We start from the raw sequence: 17,974 nt of genomic DNA, 5'->3' as shown, positions 1-17,974 counted from the left end.
TATGAGCTCTGCGCTGGCGCATGGTACAGACGTCTAGTTTTCGCAGAGCGAAACGGATTCTTTGATGCTATCAGAGCATCAAACGGGGATTCGGGATGGATATCGAGCCGGGCGCGTAGCGCAGTTGCTCTTGCTTTCGTCACGATGCATCACCAATTCCGCTCTGGGGACGATGAGGACGACGAGCATGGGCGACGTGGTCAACTTGAAACGATTCAAGAAGCGCGGTGAGCGCGAACAAGCAGCGAAGCAGGCCGAAGCCAATCGTGCGCTATTCGGTCGCACCAAATCCGAACGAGCGCGTGACGAATTCCTCGGCGAGCGCAACGCGCGTGTGCTCGATCAGCACCGCATCGAAAATGGAGACGCATCATGAAGTCTCCCGTCGTCAAGCGCTCGATCGTCGTCGCCGGACACAAGACCAGCGTCAGCCTCGAAGAAGCCTTCTGGAATGGCATGAAGGAGATTTCCGGTCTGCGGAACATGACGCTGTCGGAGTTGGTCGGCGAGATCGACAACAACCGTCAGCAGGGCAATTTGTCCTCCGCGATCCGGCTGTTCGTGCTCGACTACTTCCGCTCGCGCGCCACGCCGGCGGTGCCCACGGATGTCAGGCCGCAACAGGTTGACACGCGTCAGCAGGCCTGACGGCCCTCTCCGACCGTCGCCACCAGTAGACGGTCGTTCCGCTGCGCGGGCTCAGCATGAAGATCAATCGGATCGTCGCGAACGTTGCCGCACCGGACACAGCGGCAGCGAAGTCGTTTTATCGCGACGTGCTTGGCCTCGAGCCACTGATGGATTTCGGTTGGGTTGCGACTTATGGCTCATCCGAAACAATGCAGGCTCAAATCAGCTTCGCTTCCGAAGGTGGCTGCGGCACGCCGGTGCCTGATCTCTCCATTGAGGTTGACGATCTCGACGAGGCCCTGCGCCGAATGAAGGCAGCCTGCATCGCGATCGAATACGGACCGGCGGACGAGCCGTGGGGCGTGCGGCGCTTCTTCGTCCGCGATCCCTTCGGCAAGCTGATCAATATTCTCCAGCACCGATCATGAGCCAGCGCTTCGTTTGACGCGAACCGGTGCCCACTTCGCTTGAAAGCGCGTTTAGTTCTGCATCGCCGGCCGCTGCGGTGGATTGGCGACCTGCGGCGTCAGCGACAGCGGGGGCCGCAGCGGCTTTGGCCTGGCCGCGCCGGGCGCCGGCTTGACCTCGATCGGCGGCGGCAGCGGCGCCAGCTGCGGCTGGCTCGCAAGCGATGCGGGCGGCGCAATGGCGGGCGCGGTGGCGGCCGGCGGGACAGTCGGCGGCCGCGGCGGAACGATCTTCGGCTTCGCCGGCACGCGGCGCGGATCAGGACCAGGCCCCGGCAAGTTGGCGGAAGGCATGCCTGCCGAATTCGGGTTGGATGCATCCGGCGCCGGCTCGGCCGGATGCGGAAGCGCCGTTTGGGTCGGCGGCGGCGCCGGTTCGCCGCGCTCGATGGCGTCGAGCCGCTTGGTCTCCCGGTCGATCGCGCGCACCGCAAGCCACGACGACAGCGCCGCAATGTCGATGCTACGCGACAATCCGTCGGGCGTGCCCACGGCGAGCAGCTGGATTTCCGGTCGGCTGTTGGCCGTGCCGACCTGCGTCGATGCCAGGGCGGCGCGGATGTCGGCCTGGTCGGCCGGAATGTCGTAGCCGCCGGATACGGTCGCATTGGCACCGTTCGCCGCGAGCGTGGTGGCGCCGACCCGGAGGCGGCCGTCGCGGATGTTGAAGGGGATTTGCGCCGAAGCAATCGACAGCGCGCCGCTCGCGAGCACCGGTTCGACGATCTGCCGCAGCCGCGTGTCGTCGGTCGCCTGCCCGGAATCGCTGGCGCGGATCGCAACCTCGAAGGCGCGCGGATCGAGGCCCGGAAGGCTCAGCCCCTCCAGCGTCACGGTGCCACTGCCGGATAGCGCGCCGGTCAACGCCGAGGCACTGCGGCCCTGCGTCAACAGCGTCATCTGCATCGAGGCGCGTCCCTTGGGCATCGCGAGACTGCGGTAGTGCAAGGCTGAACTGTCGATGCCGGACAGCTGCACATTGGCGCTGAGCGCAAGTCCGTTGGCGGCCTGTCGCGCATCGATGGTGGCGGTCGCCTCGCCACCGCCGAGCTTGCCCTTGATGCCGTCGAAGGTCAGCGATTGCCCGTCCGACCTGATGGTGCCGCTGACCGGCTGCAGTTCGGCGCCACCCGGCAGCAGGCCATGCAGCGCTTCGAACGTGACCTTGCCGCGCCAGGCGCTTGTGAGGCCCTGGCCGAGCGGCTCCGTCGCATCGTGACCGGCCGCGCCGATCGCGGCCGCGAAAATCGGCGCCAGCGTGATCTGATCGAGACCGACTTCGCCGTCGAGGCTTTTCTGATCGGCGAGCGTCAGCGCCAGATGACCGCGCAGCCGTGAACCGGCGATGATGCTGTCGAGATCGTCGAAGGTCAGCCTGTCGCCCGCGAGCGTCAGCTTCGACGACAGGCGGATGTTTGCGACCGGATCGGCTGGCTTCAGATTGAGCAGCGGACTGATGTCGGCGCTGCGGACGCGGAGGCTGATGCTCGATTTGCCCGCGTTGGCCCCGTCCTTGGTCCAAGGCTCCGCGGTCCCTTCGGCATCCGCATCGAGCCCTGCGCCCCAGAGCCTTGCCTTCAGCCGCAACGGCGTGCCCCACGCGCCGATCGCCGTGCCCTCGAATTGCGTCGAACCGGCACCGGCTGCGACCGCATGGTCAAGCCCAAGCAGCGCCAGCAAAGCGTTGCCATCGCCTGCCGAGAATTTCGTCTCCGCTGCAACCTCGTTGCGGCGAAGTGCATCGAAATCCAGCGCACGGATCGCGGCCACCTGTGGCGTCACCGAAATCACCGTATTGCCCTTGAGCTGCGGCGTGTCGAGATCGAGCGTCGCGCGCGCGCTGACGCGGTCGGCAGCCTTGCCCTTGCCGAGGTCGAGCGCGAGCCTGGCGCGAACCGGGCCGGCATCCGCGCGGAGCACGCCAAGCCGCGCGGCCAGCGCCGGCGCGAACGGCTCAACCACAGCGGTCAGCCGGCCAAGCGACGCGGCGGTCGCGTCGACCGCGAGCTTGCCGGTCGAATTGGCGCGGTCGAAATTGCCGCTGCCGTCGAGCGTGACGTTGTCGGGCTGGCCGATCTTGACGCGCTCGAGCACGACATTCTTCGGGCTATAGGCGATTTTCGCCAGCAGCGGCCGCAATTCCTGCCCGGAAGAGACCGCGCGCCCGACGTCGAGCGACAGCTGCGCCTCGTCGGGCCATTCGCCTTGCGGACCGGCCAGCGAGCGGATCAATGCCGCGGTCGCGTCGAGATCGAGCCGATCCGCCTTCAACTGCGCCTCGACCTTCGAGCCGCTGGTTGCCTCGCGGTACGTAACCGCGACGCGGCCCTCGAGCGTGCCGCTTTCGATCTCCGCCTTCATCGCATCGATCGAAAAGCCCGATGGTGACACCATGACGTCGCCGCGCAAACGCAGCGGCCTCTGGCTGCGATAGGTGGCGTCGCCGCGCCCCTGCAGCCAGGTCATCAGCGCGTCGGGATCGGACGATTCGATGTTGAGCGCGGTCTTGAAGCTGTTCGCCGCTCCAGCTTGCGCGCTGGCACCGCTCATCGAGACCCGCGTGGATCCCGGCGCGCGAAATTCCAGCCGGCGCACCGTCCATGATTTCGCATCCGATCGCAGCTCCGCCGAGATGTCCTGCAATGGACGGCCGCCGAGCATGATCTGCTCGGATGCCAGCTCCACCTGCGCCGGTATCGGGCTTTGCGGAAGACCCGACAACACCGCGCGCATCGCCGGCAGCACGCGGACCGGCTCGACATTGCCATTGCTGCTATCCTTGGCGGCGAACTTGTCGCCGTCGAGCTGCCGCGCCGTAAGCGAGGCGCGCAGCAGCGGCGACGCACCGAAACGCAGATCGCCATTGCCGGCGAGCTTCAGCGCACGATCCTCGGCGCCATAGCTCACGTCGATCTGGTCGAGCCGCGCCGCCGAATAATCCGATTTCACCTTGGCCGCGATCCGCCATGGCGGCGCATCGCCGCCGCGCTGACCGGGCGCACCCGCCAGCGTCAGCGTGCCCTCGAACCGCGGCGCGCGGGCCTCGAATGTCAGGATGCCGTCGAGATCGGCCGACACCGGCCGCTGCCCGGGATCGATGCTGAAGTGCAGGCGAGTGCCGCTGCCATCGGCGCTCTGCCCCGAGGAGACCCGAAACGGGTAGCGGTTGCCGTCGAACATGAAATTGCCGTCACCCCGGATCGCGCCGGCAAGCGAGCGGACGTCGCCACTGAAGGCAATGTCGTTGAGCTCGAGCGTGCTGCGGCTCGCTGCATCATGCAGCGCGATGCTGCCGGTCAGGTTGAGCCGGTCGATCGCCAGCGAAGCGAGGTTGAAGCTCCCGCTCGACGGCGACCAGTCGATCCGCCCTTTCGGGTCCAGCCCGAGATCGAGCGACACGCCGTTGATGGTGAGCTCGTTCGCGCGCCACTCGCCGCGCATCAGCGAGCTCAGGCTGAGTTCGACGTCGAGATTGGCAGCCCGAATCTTGCCGAGGTCGTTGGCGCCGCCGACGGTGACCGTCTTCAACCGCAGCGAGGGTGCCGGCAGCAGACGCGCGTCGAGATTGCCGGCGACGCGAATCGGCACGCCGATGATCTTGGACGCCTCCGCCTCGAACTGCGGCCGGAACTGGTTCCAGTCAACGAAATATGGACCGACCAGCGCCGCGACCAGTGCAAGAATGAAGGCAATTGCCAGGCCGAGCAGCGTCGTCTGCACGGTGTCTCCCTTTGAGCCAGCTCCGGGGCAGCCTCCTCATGCTGAACCCTTTGCCAACCTCTGGCCGGAGCAACCCAAATATAGAGACAAGTACGGCGAAGTCACAGCCGGTTTACTGCTGGGACTTTGGACAGATGGTTGATTTCCCGTTCAAGCGTGCGTGTGCCGGCCCCGCCGCGGATCGCTGCCCCGCGGGAACGTCACCAGCTCGCCGGCAGCCGCTTCAGCCCGCGCAGCACGAAGGTTGGCCGCCACTCCGGATTTTCCGCGTCATCGAGCCGCAGGTCGGGAATCCGGCGCAGCAGTGTCGAGATCGCGATCTCGGCCTCGATCCGCGCCAGCTGGGCGCCGAGGCAGAAGTGGATGCCGCCGCCGAACGACAGCGGCTTGACGTTCGGCCGCCGGATGTCGAGCCTTTCGGGGTGGTCGGGGTAGACAGCCTCGTCGTGATTGGCCGAGCCCAGGAGGCACAGCACGCTCTCGCCCTTCGGGATGCGCTTGCCACCGAGGTCGTCGATGTCTTCCAGCGCGACACGGCCGGTCAGCTGCACCGAGGAATCGTAACGCAGAAACTCCTCGATCGCGTTGGTGATCAGGCCGGGATTGGCCTTCAGCAGCGCGAGTTGGTCCGGGTTGCGGAACAGCGCCAGCAGGCCGTTGCCGATCAGGTTCACGGTCGTCTCGTGGCCGGCGCCGAACAGCAGGATGATGTTGCCGGTCAGTTCCTCGTTGGTGAGCTTCTGGCCGTCCTCTTCGGCCTGCACCAGCTGGGTGGTGAGGTCGTCGCCGGGTTGCTTGCGGCGCAGCTCGAACAGCTGATGGAAATACATCGCCGCCATCGCATTGGCGGCGTTGCCCTGCTTGATTTCCTCAGGCGTCAGCGGCACCGGCTCGAGGATGCGGCCGCCATCGCGCGAACCGTTGTAGAAGGCCTCGCGGTGTTCCTCGGGGATGCCGAGCATGTCGCAGATGATGGTGACCGGCAGGCGGAACGCGAAATCCTCGATCAGGTCCATCTTGCCTTGCGGAATGATGCGGTCGAGCGTCTCGTCGACGACGTGCTGGATGCGCGGCCGCATGTCCTCGACTCGCCGCGCGGTGAAGGCCTTGACGACAAGGCCGCGCAGGCGGGTGTGGTCGGGCGGATCTTGCTGCAGCATCCAGTGGCTCATGCTGCGGAAGACCGGCTCCTCCATGATCTTCGGACCGTAGCGGCGGATTGAGCGCTCGGCAAAATCCTTGCCGAACCGCTTGTCGCGCAGCACGAGGCTCGCCTCGGCGTGCCGGCTGGCGACGAAAGCGCCGTGCACATTGACATGCATCGGATCGAGGCGGCGCAACCGCTCGTAATACGGATAGGGATTGCGAATGAATTCAGGCGCCAGTGGATTGAAAAGCGGCTCGCCGCTCGCCGGCTGAACTTGCTCGTTCATGGTGACCTCGTTCGCACGCTACGCCTGGGCCTTAAAGCCTGGCGTGCCCTGGTGTCATCCTCAAGACCGCATCATCACGGATGCGGCTGTTCTGGTTCTGTCGAATGCAACTCGATACACTCTTGTATCGAGTTGCATTCTGCCCTAAAATGCGCCGATGTCAAGGGTTCGAACCAGACCGACACGGGACGACACCTGCGAGAAGCTGTTCGAGGCGGCGGCGCGGGTGTTCGAGGAACAGGGCATCGGCGGCGCCAGCATCGAGGCGATCGCGGCCGCGGCGGGCTTCTCCCGCGGCGCCTTCTATTCGAACTTCAAGAGCAAGGACGAGCTGATCTTCGCGATGCTCGAGGATCACGTCGAGCAATCGATCCGGCGCAATCTCGACTTGCTCGCCCGGCACAGCAACCTGGCCGACTTCCTCGAGGCGCTGCGCACCATGGATCGCAGCCGGCAGGATCCGCTCGGCCGCTCCCCTCTCCTGCACATGGAGATGATCCTGTTCGTGGCGCGCGCCGAGAAGCGCCGGCCCGAGCTCGCCAAACGTCTGCGCGCGCGGCGCAAGCTGATCGCCGACATTGTCACGACTGCGCAGAAGAACAGCGGCCGGAACGGCAGACTCGATCCGGATTGGACCGGAGCGATCGTGCTGGCGCTGGAAGATGGTTTCCGCCTGCACCGCCTGATCGATCCGGAAACCACCCCCGCCGACAGCTGCCTGCGCGCGATCACCGACCTGCAGCGCGCCATCGGCGTTTCGTCGGCCTGACGCGTCAGGACGCGCTTGCGACCTTGTGCACCTGTCCGGCGACGGCGCGGACCTTGCGGGGCGAGGCCTGCCAGATCGCAAACGCCGACAGCAGGCTGAAGGCGATCCCAAGCAGGAAGGCGCTGGTATAGCTGCCTGAGAGATCATAGAGCTGGCCGGTGATCCAGGGGCCCGCAGCACCGCCGGCGAGCGCAGCCAGCATCACGGTGCCGAAGATGCTGCCGTAATGCTTGCCCTGGAAGATCTCCAGCACGACCGGGCCCATCACGGATGTCAGGCCATAACCGAGCGCGCCCTGGGTGAAGACCATGAGATAGATCAGCGCCATGTTGGGCCAGTATTTCAAGGCGGCGAGCGCGGCGAAGCAGATCACGAAGCCGAAGCAGGAAATCGCCCACACCCATTCGCGGCCGATCCGATCGGAGAGATGCCCGAGCCAGATCTGGCCGGGAATGCCGAGCAGGCTGACGACGCCAAGCGCCCAGACGCTGACGCTGGAGCTGAAGCCGATGTCGAGCAGGAATTTGGTCTGATGCACCTGCACCGCGTACCAGATGTACAGGCCGCAGAAATAACCGATCGCGATCCACCAGAACCGCGCGGTGCGCAGCGCACGCGACAGCGTCCAGTCGGTGCCGGCCCACACGGGGTCGACGATATTCGATGCCGGCCTGGCTGACGTCGCCGTCGGCGCAGCATCGCCGTCGGGCTGCAGGCCGATGTCCTCCGGCCGCTTGTGCAGCAAGAGATTGATCGGCGCCAGCACGACCAGCACCACGATCCCCATTGCGGTGCAGGCGGTGCGCCAGCCGGTGTGCTCGATCATGTGCTGCACCCACGGCAGCAGCGTCACCGAGCCGATGCCGACGCCGGCGAAGGCGAGCCCGATCGCAAGTCCGCGGCGGCGGAGGAACCAGTTCGGCACGAACAACGATTGTCCGGAATAGCCGAGGCAGACGCTGCCAGCGCCGACCAGCACGCCGATCGTGAGATAGAGGTGCCAGGGCTGCGTGGTCAGCGGCGCCAGCAGCAGACCCGAACCCATCAAGAGCACGCCAAGCTCCATCACCGCGCGCGGACCGCCGCGGTCCATCAACCGGCCGATCAGCGGACTTGCGATCGCCGAGGCGACAAAGCCGAACGAGAAGGCGCCCGCCGTGATGCCGCGCTCCCAGCCGAATTCCGAGATGATCGGCGGATAGAACAGCGAGAACGCCGTACGCGCGTTGACGCCGATCGCCATGGTGACGAAGGTCACCGCGACGATGATCCAGCCGTAGAAAAAGGGAAGTCGCATCGGACGCAGCATTCCATCCGCAACGGAACAGGCTGGACCGGCGCCGTAGCGGACTTTGGGCAGCCGGCAGCAGGCGCTGCCACCAGCCAGATTTCAGGACGACCTGGAGACAGAAGGGCCGACGCATCCGTCGACCCTTGCCGCCACAATCAACCGCTATGATCGCGTCGTCAACGCTTGCGCGGACGCTTGGCCGCCTTTTTGGCTGCCTTCTTCTTGCTGACGGCTTTCTCCTTGCCGGCGCCCTTCCCGCCGCCTGATTTGGCGCGCCTGAACGTTGGCCTGCGGAGCGAAAGCTCGGGCCAGGCGATCGGCTGTTCACCGCTGTCCGGGTCGTTGTCGCCTGGCGGATCTTCGGCGCTGTCATCCATCGGCCCTTGCACGACCAGATGGACAAGATAGGCGGTGCCGGCCCCATTCAGGTAGTTCGCGAGTGGCTCGTTGTTGCTCGGAAACAGATGCGGATGAGTCACCACGCTGTTTTCCTCGACCGAGAACTTCACCGCCTTGATCGCGGTTCGGGTCATCGCGTCGCCCAGGATCTTCTTGATCGCCTCTTGCGTCTCCTGAGGCAGCACATGGTGGAGAAAGAAGAACCATTTCCGCTTGGCATCATCCTTCCCGTAATCCTTGCTCGGATAGGCACCGATGCGGAACGCCACGCGCCGTAACCTGTGGCTCGGATCAAACAGCTTTTCCTTCTTGTTGTGCTTGCGAAGAGTAGCCAGATCCTTGCCGCTGAAGAGCTCATTCAGCCTATCCACGATTTCAGCGTCGGGACCGCTGCCGACGGGAAGTAGCGCACCCATTTGTCGTCTCCCTTTGTGCAATTTGATTCAGTCGTAAAAAACTGGACAGATAGCACCGCGGAATTGCCGGCGCGGCTTCCGGTCGAACCAGTACATGTTTGCGCCTCGGCCAATGATCGGCCCAGCACACGCTTGGACCGCGCTTGCGAGCTCCCAGGCCGCAGGCGGCAAGCGCAGTCAATTGCTCGATGCTCGATACCGCGCGCTGAATCGACAGCGTGCGCCCGGTCTGCTTGCGTAGCCGGGCTGCGCCGTTAGCGAGAATCCAGCGGTCCGCCGCGCACTCGCAACCGAGCTCGGAGTTGGCGGCGAGGCGGCCGCCTTTCGATAGATGGTGTCCGACCTCGTGAAGCAGAGCGAAAACCAGGCCATCCGCGTTCATCGCCGCGTGGTAAGCCAGTCCGCCATAGATCCGCACGACGCGGTCGTTGCCACGAATGAAGGCCTGAGCATTGACGGTTGCGCTTCCTTCGTCGAGCTCGAAAAGCAGATCGGGAAACGCACGCCTGAAATCGGCCAGGATGTCGCAAAGGAGCGCGTCCCTGCGCGTGCGGGCGCTTTCTTTGCCGACCGGTTCGCCCGTCATATTCGCGAACAACATGAGATCATCCGAATGGAATCAGAACAATTTTCGCTCGCAACTCAAATATTATTGGCTTCGTTCGAACTTCGACTAGCTTTGACCGTCTTTCCCGCGCCACCGACAAAGGGCGCGAAGATCATCGCGCCGGTCTCGTGAAGCAGCGCAGTCGCGCGGTCCAGCTCCTTCGTGCCCTCCTCGGCCTCATCGCTCCGCCCGGAGCGCAACAGCAGATCGGCGCGAACCGATCGGGCAAGACATTCCGGAATGCGCGCGTGCCGCTTGACCGCAACCGCAATCGCCTCGTCGACGGCGGACAACGCTGCCGCCGCATCTCCTTTCTGCCGATACGCGTTCGCCAGATCGGCGAGAATCCGTGCTTCGTTTTCAAGGCCGGCCTTGCGGGTTCGCGCGAAGTCGAGCGCGGCCGTCAGGTCCTCGATCGATGATGTGATCCGACCTGCCACCATATGGGACAGGCCGCGGCTGGCCTGGGCGTAGACGCGCAAATACGGATTGCCGCTCTTGACCGCGAGCGAGAAGGCGCGATCGGCGTGGTGCTGGGCCAGTCCGACGTCGCCTTCGGACCAGGCGAGGTCGATATAGGCGAGGCTCGGAATGACATAGTGAATGGCATCGACCTGGCTGCCATCCAGTTGCAGCACGCGATCGAGCAGCGGCCGGGCCTCGGACCCGCGCCCCAGCATCACGAGCGTCTGCCCGCGCATGGCGGTCAACCAGACCTCGACGTCGAATCCAAGCGTCTCCCGGTCCGACTTCACGATCTCCGAGGCGCGCGCGGCCGCCTCCATGTTCATCTGCAGCGCCTCCGACATCCGCCCCGAGAGCCGGAGCGCGTGGCAGAGAATGGCCTTCAGCGTGACCTGGACACTGGTGTCGGTGCCGGTGTCGGCAAGCGCCTTGGCTTCCAGCACCCGCTCGACATATTCGTCGGCCGAGCCGCCATTCGCCAAAATCCGGCCGTAGGCAGCGTGAATCAGCGTGTTGGCGCGCAGGTCCCCCATCGCGAGCGCGAGGCCGCGGGCTTCCTCGAAATAGACCTGCGCATCGGCGGCGGAAATTCCTTCGCGCCAGCCGAAATTCACGATCTGGCCACAGGCCATCATCTTCAGATAGTCGGTCATTTGCGACGGGGGCTGGTGCGTCAGCAGTTCACGCACCTTCTTCCAGCTTCGCAAGGCTTGACTGGGATCGTTCGCACCGACCCAGACCGCCGCACGCATGTGCTGCTGCGCCGCCTTCAAATGTTCGCCGGCATGCTCCCAGTGGTAGGCGAGAAGCGATGCCCGTTCCTCGGCGCGATCCTTGAACAGCTTCTCGATCGCCTGCGCGACGGCCGCGTGAAGCTCGCGGCGCCGTTCGTGCAACAGCGACAGATAGGCGACTTCCTGGATCAGCGGATGACGAAACGCGATCAGCCGCTGCTCAAAGGGGGGCACGTCGTAGAGCAATTCGGCGCGTCGCAAATGTCCCACGGCTTCCAGCAGCTCGGCCTTCGCCAGTCCGGCAACGGCATCGAGAACCGACAACGAAATCTCGCGCCCGGCAACCGAGGCGACCTCGAGGGCCCTTTTTGCGTGTTCGTCGAGGCGATCGATGCGCGCCGCGACCACGGCCTGCACGGTCGTCGGAAGCGGGATTGTGTCGATGCCGCCCTTCAGCCGGTACGCGCCCTTCTCGCCCTCGAAGTCGCCGCGCTCGACGAGGGCGCTCATGAGCTCTTCCAGGAAGAACGGATTGCCGTGCGCGCGCTCGACGATGTTCCGGCTCAACAGCGCCAGCGACGGGTCGGTACCAAAATGATCGCGCAAGATCGATTGCGCCTCCGCGGGCCCAAGCGGAGCCATGTTGATCTGCCGGTAATGCGACCGCTGCATCAGCGGCGCGCTCAATCCGGCCCTGAAATTGACCAGCAGCATCGTCGTGGTTCCGACCACGGCGTCGGCAAGGGCCTCGACGAACTCCTCGCTCGCCGGATCGATCCAGTGCAGATCGTCGATCAGGACGACCGTCACATTGTCACGAGGTGCGGCGCGTACCAGTTCGCCGACGAAATCGAGCAATTGGGCCTTGCGGGCCTTGGGATCCAGTTTCGGCGCGGGCTGGTGCGGGTCCGCCAGACCGAGGAATTCCAGCAGCACGGGTGCCAGATGATCGGAGACCGGCATTGCCGCCAGCCGGTCGAAGATACGGCGGCGCGAAACGTCCGGCGCTTCCTCCTTGATGCGAAGCCCGAAAATATCCCGAAGCAGCGCCAGCACCGGCTGAAACGGCGTTGCGCGGCCGTGCGCGAGCACACGCGCCTCGAAGACGCGGATGCCCTTGCTGCGACAACTCTCGGCAAATTCGAAGCAAAGGCGACTCTTTCCAATGCCGGCTTCGCCAACGACACCGATCACCCGGCCATCTCCCTTGCGGGTGTTCTCGAGTTCAGCTGTCAGCGCCGCAAACTCGTCGGCGCGGCCGGTCAAGGGACTCAACCGTCGTCCGGTCCGGAACACACCGCTCGACGGCGCATGCTGAAGGCCCCTCAGCCTGAGCACCTCGACGGGAGCCGCGAGCCCCCGAATGGCCTGCTCTCCAAGCGACTCCACCTCCACGAACTGCTTCGCGACAGCGTAGGTTTCCCTCGAGACCAGAATGGTGCCGGGCTCGGCAAGGTGCTCCAGTCGACTGGCGAGGTGCACGTTCGCGCCCGCGGCATCATAGGTTTGATAGATGCCGTGCTCGATGGCCTGGAAGACGACCTCACCGGTATGGACGCCGACGCGGATTTGCATATCGACGTCATGCAGGCGCTTGACGTCATCCTGCATCGCCAACGCCGCGAGACAGCCCCGAACGGCGTGATCCTCATGAGGCTGCGGGGCGCCGAACATCGCCATGACGCCGTCGCCCTGGGCCTTGTTGACGACGCCGCCGTAGCGGTGAACGGCTTCGTTCATCAGGTCGAGCACCGGCTGCAAGCGCCGCATGCCCAGTTCGGGATCTCCGAGGCTATCGATGATGCCCGTCGAGTTGCTGATATCAGCGAAAAGGATCGTGAGGCGCTTCCGCTCCCCACCCTTGGCATGCAGGCTCCTCAGCGCATGCTCGTGCGACGGCTGAACCCGGGTCGCGTCAATCGCCGTCGCCAACGCAGCGCCGCACTTTCCGCAAAAGCGGCTGCTTGATCCGTTCAGGTGGCCGCAAGCTTCACACGTAATTCCGAGAGAGGCCCCGCACCCTTCGCAATACTCATTGGTCGCCCTGTTCTGACAACCGCAACGCAAACATTGCATCGTAGGCCTCTTGAAGAGAGCTGCAGACGCAGGCAACCGCAACAAGTCTTAAAAACAACGCGACAAATATCCACAATCGGGCATCGCTGTGAAGCTTAGCAAAGCTGCCTGCACCTGTCGTGCCATTTTATGACGCACGTGCAGATTGCGCCACAACGGCAGTCGACGCCGCATCCGATCACAAGTTGCGTGGCCGTTGGCGTCGAGCACACAGGTTGCATTGGCTAGGTCTGCAACGCGTGGCTCTCATGGCCGAAATAGGCGCGCTCGAGCCGATGCGCGAGGTCGCTCTCTCCGGTCGGCGCCTCCAGCGCGATCGCACCCTGCACCAGCGCGTAGACGCGATCGGCACAGGCGAGTGCCTTCTCCAAGAGCTGCTCGACCAGCAGCACGGAGGTACCCTGCTCGCGCAGCCGGCCGATGACGTTGAGGACGCGATCGACCAGCACCGGCGACAGTCCCGCGGACGGCTCGTCGAGCATCAACAACCGCGGCCGGCGAACCAGGCCCTGCGCCACCGTCAGCATCTGCTGCTGCCCGCCCGACAGCGCGCCGCCGCGTTCATGCCGCTTCTCGGCGATCTCGGGAAAGAACGCCAACGCCTCCTCGATGCGCACGGCACGCTCGGCGCGCGGCAGGTCATAGCCGGCGAGCAGCAAATTGTCGGTCACCGATATCTGCGTGAACACGCGATGTCCCTCGATCACATGCACGAGCCCGGCCCGCGCGGCATCGCGCGGCGTGGCGTTGGTCATGTCGCGGTCGCCGAACCGGACCTGTCCGGCAGTGACGGGCAACAGTCCGGACATCGCGCGCAGCAGTGTGGTCTTGCCGGCACCGTTGGGCCCGAGCAGCGCCACGACCTCGCCGGTGGCAATCGTGATGTTGATGCCGTGCAGCACACGGATCTTGCTGTAGCCGGACTGCAGCCCATTGACCGCGAGCAACGGTTCAGCCGCCGAGATAGGCACTGACGACCTCCTTGTGGATGCGGATCTCCGCCGGGGTTCCCGCCGCCAGCGTCCGGCCCAGATTGAGCACGGTGACCTGGTGGCAGATATCGAAGATCAGATCGGCATGGTGCTCGACCAGCAGCACACCGGTACCGCGGCCGCAGACCGTCTTGATCAGGCTGGCGAGCCGCTCGATCTCGTCATTGGAGAGACCCGCGGCGGGCTCATCGAGCAGCAGGAAGTCCGGATCGAGCATCAGCGCCCGCGCGATCTCGATGAAGCGCAATTCGCTGTGCTGCAGGCGATCGGCGCGTATGTCGGCGAGCGCCTCGAGGCCGACGACGCCGAGCAGCGCGTGCGCCTTTGCCGCGAGCAGACGCTCGTCGGCGCCGTTGCGCGGCAGTGCGAGCATCGCCTCGACGAAATTGGCCCGGCCCTCGATCGAGCCGCCGATCATGACGTTCTCCAGCACCGAGGCTTCGCCGATCACGCGCGGCGTCTGGAAGGTGCGTGCGATGCCGCACGCGGCGCGCTTGACCGGCCGGCCCGCGGCCAGGACTTCGCCGCCAAGCGTCATGGTGCCGGCTTTGGCGGCGTAATAGCCCGAGATCACGTTGAGCGTCGTGGTCTTGCCGCTGCCGTTCGGTCCGATCAGACCGTGGATCGCGCCGGGCGCGATATCGAGATCGAGACCATCGATCGCCTTCACATTGCCGAAGCTCAGCGCGATGCCGCGCAGCTGCAGCGTCTTGCCGCCATCCCTGCGGCGCACGATGTCGGCGAGTGCAGCGGGACGCGGAACGATGGCGCGGTTGCTGGCGAGCGGCCGGCGGTTGCGGAAATCGAGCAGCGCCGCGATGCCACCGGGCATCACCAGCACGATCACGAGCAGCAGCACCGCGTAGAGGAAGGTCGACCAAGCCGCGAGCGGCGCCGCGATCTCGGGCAGGATGGTCAGGATGATGGTGCCGAGCATGGGCCCGAGGATCGAGCCGCGGCCGCCGATCAGGATCGCGATGAAGAACAGCACCGAGAGATCGAAGGTGAACGCATCGGGCGTGATGTAGGTCTGCAGGGTCGCGAACAATCCGCCGGCGATCGCCGCCAGCGCGCCGGCGAACAGGAAGATCGCGATCAGCATTTTCGGCTTGGAGATGCCGCTGGCCTCAGCGGCGACCTCGGCGTCGCGCACCGCGATCAGCGCGCGGCCGAACCGGCTGTGCGCGACATTGGCGCTCATCCAGGTGGTCAGCGCGGCGAAGGCGATGCAGAGGGCGTAGAACCCCCACGGCGTGTTGAACGGCGCCGGGAATTCGGGACCGGCAATGCCGATGCCGCCGCCGGTCACGCTCTGCCAGGCCAGCGCGATCTGGGTCACGATGGTTGCAAAGCCAAGCGTCGACATGGCGAAGTAGAAGGTGCGCAGGCGCAGGGCCGGCAGGCCGACGACCACGCCGAAGATCGCGCCGATCAGGCCGGCGATCGGCAAGGCGACGAACACCGGAATCGCCGGCATCACGTTGCCGGCAACCAGCACGCTCGTCGTGTAGGCGCCGAGCGTCAGCAGCGCGACATAGCCGATCGCAAGGTGACCGGCAAAGCCGACCACCAGATTGAGGCCCGACACCAGCACCCAGTAGATCGCCATGCGGGTGCCGATCAGCACCCAGTAATCGTTGCTGACGAACGGCAGCAGCACCGCCGCCACCAGAATGCCGAGGAAGGGCAGGACGTGCGGCAGCGCGGCGCGCCACACGCCGCTGTCGGTTCGGGACGGAGTGGCCACGACCGACGTCATCACACCCTCCGCGCGGTCGAGGCGCCGAACAGCCCTTGCGGCGCGGCAAGCAGCACCACGATGAACAGCGTGAACACCGCGACCGAGGAGAAGATGCCGCCGACCAGGAAGTTCGCCGCCTGCTGGAACAGGCCGAGCGCCAGCCCGCCGATGATCGCGCCTCTGTTATTGCCGAGCCCGCCCAGCGCCACCGGCACGAAGCCGTAGAAGTTGAGCAGCGCGCCGTTGGCGAAGAAGGCGAGCAGCAACTGCCCGCCGGAAAACCCGGCGATGCCGCCGACCACGCCGGCGAGCGCGTAGCTCGCGACCCGCAGATTGCGCTCCGGCAGGCCGAGCGCCCGCGCCGCAAAATTATCCTCCGCGATGGCGAGGAACGCGCGGCCGACCAGGGTGCGGCGGTAGAGATATTCAAGGCCGACAATGGTGACGGCGCAGGCGAGGACCGGCAGCCAGAATTTCTCATCAAGGACGCCCTCGCCGAATCCTGCGATGCGCGGGAACGGTTGCGGCTCGGTGCCCCATTTGATCGCGGTGATCTGCTGGATCATCAGCGCGACCGCGAGGGTCGAGAGCACGTAGAGATGCTGGTCGAGGCTCTTGAGCACCGGCCGCACCGCGACGAATTCGGTGATGATTCCGATCACCGCGCAGCAGAGCAGCGTCAGCACGAAGCCGACGGCAATGGGCAGGCCGAGCTTCAGCGTGAACATCGAGCCGAACACGCCGCCCAGCATCGCCAGCTGGCCGGCGGTGAAGCTCATCACCCGCGAGGTCGAGAACATCGTGTTGTAGGTGACGCCGACGAGCGCGTAGATCGCGCCCGCCGCGAGACCGGATGCGAGGATCGAGGCCAGCATCGGCTGCGCCCTCGCCCTTCTATGTATACCCCGGCGCCAGCGCGAAGGTGCCGTCCTTGGCGGTAGAGGCTTCCGACATCACGATCTCTTCGGTTAGATAGCCGTTGTGCTCGGTCGGCGAGAAGCGGTAATTGCCGAAATAGCCGGGATAGGTCGACAGCATGTTCCAGTACTTGATGATGCCGGCGCTGTCTGTCGAGCCGCTTTCGGCGACCGCCTTGGCGATCAGCTCGATGCAATCGATGCCGCCCGCGACCCACCACAACAGCGTGTCGTTCAGCGCGATGTTGGCCTTGGTCAGGCGCGCGACCAGGTCCGCGCTCTTCGGCGGCAGCTTGCCGGCGCCGTCATAGCTGCAGCTCTTGTAGCCGATCGCGTAGACCTTCTTCCAGTTCTCCGGCTTGGCGACCAGGCTCGCAAGCTCGCCCGACGCCATCGAGGGATGACCGACAAAGGGCACGTCCCAGTTCATCGCGGCGCGGGTGTTGAACATGCGCGCCTCCATGCCGGTCGAGACGCTCCACACCACGATCGCTTCCGCGCCGGCATTCTTGGCGCGCAGCATGTCCGGCGTCATGTCGGGCTGCGTGGCGTCGATATTGGCCTGATAGGCCACCTCGGCGCCGTCCTTCTTGAACGCCGCGACGGAGGCGCCGACCGCGGTGACGCCATAGCCGGTGGTGTCGCCGATCACCGCGACCTTCTTCACCTTGAGGATCTTGAGACAGTAATTGCGCACGGCATCGTCCCATTGGTTGTTCGACGGCGCGATGCGGAACGCATTGGGGAACTTGACCGGGTCGATCAGGGTCTCGACGACGCAGGGATGCAGGTCCGGCATCTTGGCGCGCGCCATGATCGGCGTCGTCGCCAGCGCCTCGCCCGAGTTCAGCGGACCCCAGATCGCGTGCACCTTGGCCTGGCTAATCAGCTCCTGCGTCGCGTTCACCGCCTTGGTCGGATCGCCCTGGGTGTCGCGCATCACGAGCTCGATCTTGCGGCCCTTCACCCCGCCGGCGCCGTTGATGGCGTCGACCGCGAAGTTGACGCCGCGATTGAAGCCGACCGTCGGAGCCGAGCTCGGGCCGGTGATCGCCGCGAGACAGCCGATCTTGATCGGTTCCGACTGTGCGATGGCAGGCGCTGGGAAGGAAAATGATGCGGCGCCCAAAGCACCGGCGCTGCCCAACAAAACGTCACGGCGTGAAATAGCCATGTGATGCCTCCCTGTTTCCCTCTCGGCGCCCGTCGTTTGTTGCGGGACGTCCGTTCATTGATTGTCCGCGCGCTCAAGGGCCGCGGTTATGCGGGCCAAGTCTGGGCCGGATGCGAAGCTCTTGTCCAGCCCCGCGGACGACA

Annotated in this window: 14 protein-coding genes; 4 read left to right on the top strand and 10 right to left on the bottom strand. The window is 65.3% G+C overall.

The features are described 5' to 3' along the window. Positions 1-187 precede the first annotated feature (187 nt). From Q2M23_RS01280 to Q2M23_RS01270, 3 genes are read left to right on the top strand one after another with little or no spacing between them, the layout of a single operon-like run. On the top strand, positions 188-376 hold the full coding sequence (locus Q2M23_RS01280) for a DUF4169 family protein (protein WP_016841076.1): 189 nt from the start codon (positions 188-190) through the stop codon (positions 374-376). Beyond that, positions 373-648: a ribbon-helix-helix domain-containing protein gene (locus Q2M23_RS01275; protein ID WP_024580116.1), complete on the top strand. Its 276-nt coding sequence runs from the start codon at positions 373-375 to the stop codon at positions 646-648. The genes Q2M23_RS01280 and Q2M23_RS01275 overlap by 4 nt, the downstream gene beginning before the upstream one ends. Before the next feature lie 56 nt (positions 649-704). Continuing rightward, on the top strand, positions 705-1,058 hold the full coding sequence (locus Q2M23_RS01270) for a VOC family protein (RefSeq protein ID WP_316393780.1): 354 nt from the start codon (positions 705-707) through the stop codon (positions 1,056-1,058). Between the two features lie 51 nt (positions 1,059-1,109). On the opposite strand, the gene Q2M23_RS01265 is transcribed toward Q2M23_RS01270, so the two are convergent. Next, on the bottom strand, positions 1,110-4,817 hold the full coding sequence (locus tag Q2M23_RS01265; protein WP_316393779.1) for an AsmA-like C-terminal region-containing protein: 3,708 nt from the start codon (positions 4,815-4,817) through the stop codon (positions 1,110-1,112). A 200-nt stretch (positions 4,818-5,017) separates the two neighbouring features. After that, positions 5,018-6,250 carry a cytochrome P450 gene (locus Q2M23_RS01260; RefSeq protein WP_028332498.1) on the bottom strand — a complete coding sequence of 411 codons (1,233 nt, stop codon included), beginning with the start codon at positions 6,248-6,250 and terminating at the stop codon, positions 5,018-5,020. A gap of 157 nt (positions 6,251-6,407) precedes the next feature. On the opposite strand from Q2M23_RS01260, the gene Q2M23_RS01255 reads away from it, so the two are divergent. Next, positions 6,408-7,019 carry a TetR/AcrR family transcriptional regulator gene (locus tag Q2M23_RS01255; protein ID WP_057015033.1) on the top strand — a complete coding sequence of 204 codons (612 nt, stop codon included), beginning with the start codon at positions 6,408-6,410 and terminating at the stop codon, positions 7,017-7,019. Positions 7,020-7,023: 4 nt separating this feature from the next. On the opposite strand, the gene Q2M23_RS01250 is transcribed toward Q2M23_RS01255, so the two are convergent. From Q2M23_RS01250 to Q2M23_RS01215, 8 genes are all read right to left on the bottom strand, one after another. Further along, positions 7,024-8,316 (bottom strand): MFS transporter, encoded by a 1,293-nt coding sequence (locus tag Q2M23_RS01250; protein ID WP_316393778.1) that lies wholly within the window; start codon positions 8,314-8,316, stop codon positions 7,024-7,026. A gap of 170 nt (positions 8,317-8,486) precedes the next feature. Further along, positions 8,487-9,125: a hypothetical protein gene (locus Q2M23_RS01245; protein WP_316393777.1), complete on the bottom strand. Its 639-nt coding sequence runs from the start codon at positions 9,123-9,125 to the stop codon at positions 8,487-8,489. Next, positions 9,085-9,726, bottom strand: a complete 642-nt coding sequence (locus Q2M23_RS01240) for a hypothetical protein (RefSeq protein WP_316393776.1) — start codon at positions 9,724-9,726, stop codon at positions 9,085-9,087. Before Q2M23_RS01240 ends, Q2M23_RS01245 begins: the two co-directional genes overlap by 41 nt. Before the next feature lie 41 nt (positions 9,727-9,767). Further along, on the bottom strand, positions 9,768-13,007 hold the full coding sequence (locus Q2M23_RS01235; protein ID WP_316393775.1) for an AAA family ATPase: 3,240 nt from the start codon (positions 13,005-13,007) through the stop codon (positions 9,768-9,770). A 224-nt stretch (positions 13,008-13,231) separates the two neighbouring features. Beyond that, positions 13,232-13,978, bottom strand: coding sequence for an ABC transporter ATP-binding protein (locus tag Q2M23_RS01230; RefSeq protein ID WP_316393774.1), 747 nt, complete (start codon positions 13,976-13,978; stop codon positions 13,232-13,234). Next, positions 13,959-15,758 (bottom strand): ABC transporter permease subunit, encoded by a 1,800-nt coding sequence (locus Q2M23_RS01225; protein WP_316393773.1) that lies wholly within the window; start codon positions 15,756-15,758, stop codon positions 13,959-13,961. Before Q2M23_RS01225 ends, Q2M23_RS01230 begins: the two co-directional genes overlap by 20 nt. Continuing rightward, the gene (locus Q2M23_RS01220) at positions 15,758-16,615 is read right to left on the bottom strand and encodes a branched-chain amino acid ABC transporter permease (RefSeq protein WP_050385417.1); all 858 of its coding nucleotides are present in this window, start codon (positions 16,613-16,615) and stop codon (positions 15,758-15,760) included. Before Q2M23_RS01220 ends, Q2M23_RS01225 begins: the two co-directional genes overlap by 1 nt. A 19-nt stretch (positions 16,616-16,634) precedes the next feature. After that, positions 16,635-17,831, bottom strand: a complete 1,197-nt coding sequence (locus Q2M23_RS01215; RefSeq protein ID WP_316393772.1) for an ABC transporter substrate-binding protein — start codon at positions 17,829-17,831, stop codon at positions 16,635-16,637. Positions 17,832-17,974 lie beyond the last annotated feature (143 nt).

It is taken from the genome of Bradyrhizobium sp. 33ap4, from assembly GCF_032654765.1.
Classification (GTDB): domain Bacteria; phylum Pseudomonadota; class Alphaproteobacteria; order Rhizobiales; family Xanthobacteraceae; genus Bradyrhizobium; species Bradyrhizobium australafricanum.
Note: the sequence above shows the minus strand (reverse complement) of the source record. Positions and strands in the feature narration are given on the sequence as shown.

Coding starts and splice junctions, on each gene's coding strand:
- Q2M23_RS01280 (WP_016841076.1), top strand. CDS start 188: ATGGGCGACGTGGTCAACTTGAAACGATTCAAGAAGCGCGGTGAGCGC.
- Q2M23_RS01275 (WP_024580116.1), top strand. CDS start 373: ATGAAGTCTCCCGTCGTCAAGCGCTCGATCGTCGTCGCCGGACACAAG.
- Q2M23_RS01270 (WP_316393780.1), top strand. CDS start 705: ATGAAGATCAATCGGATCGTCGCGAACGTTGCCGCACCGGACACAGCG.
- Q2M23_RS01260 (WP_028332498.1), bottom strand. CDS start 6,250: ATGAACGAGCAAGTTCAGCCGGCGAGCGGCGAGCCGCTTTTCAATCCA.
- Q2M23_RS01255 (WP_057015033.1), top strand. CDS start 6,408: ATGTCAAGGGTTCGAACCAGACCGACACGGGACGACACCTGCGAGAAG.
- Q2M23_RS01250 (WP_316393778.1), bottom strand. CDS start 8,316: ATGCGACTTCCCTTTTTCTACGGCTGGATCATCGTCGCGGTGACCTTC.
- Q2M23_RS01245 (WP_316393777.1), bottom strand. CDS start 9,125: ATGGGTGCGCTACTTCCCGTCGGCAGCGGTCCCGACGCTGAAATCGTG.
- Q2M23_RS01240 (WP_316393776.1), bottom strand. CDS start 9,726: ATGTTGTTCGCGAATATGACGGGCGAACCGGTCGGCAAAGAAAGCGCC.
- Q2M23_RS01235 (WP_316393775.1), bottom strand. CDS start 13,007: ATGCAATGTTTGCGTTGCGGTTGTCAGAACAGGGCGACCAATGAGTAT.
- Q2M23_RS01225 (WP_316393773.1), bottom strand. CDS start 15,758: ATGACGTCGGTCGTGGCCACTCCGTCCCGAACCGACAGCGGCGTGTGG.
- Q2M23_RS01220 (WP_050385417.1), bottom strand. CDS start 16,615: ATGCTGGCCTCGATCCTCGCATCCGGTCTCGCGGCGGGCGCGATCTAC.
- Q2M23_RS01215 (WP_316393772.1), bottom strand. CDS start 17,831: ATGGCTATTTCACGCCGTGACGTTTTGTTGGGCAGCGCCGGTGCTTTG.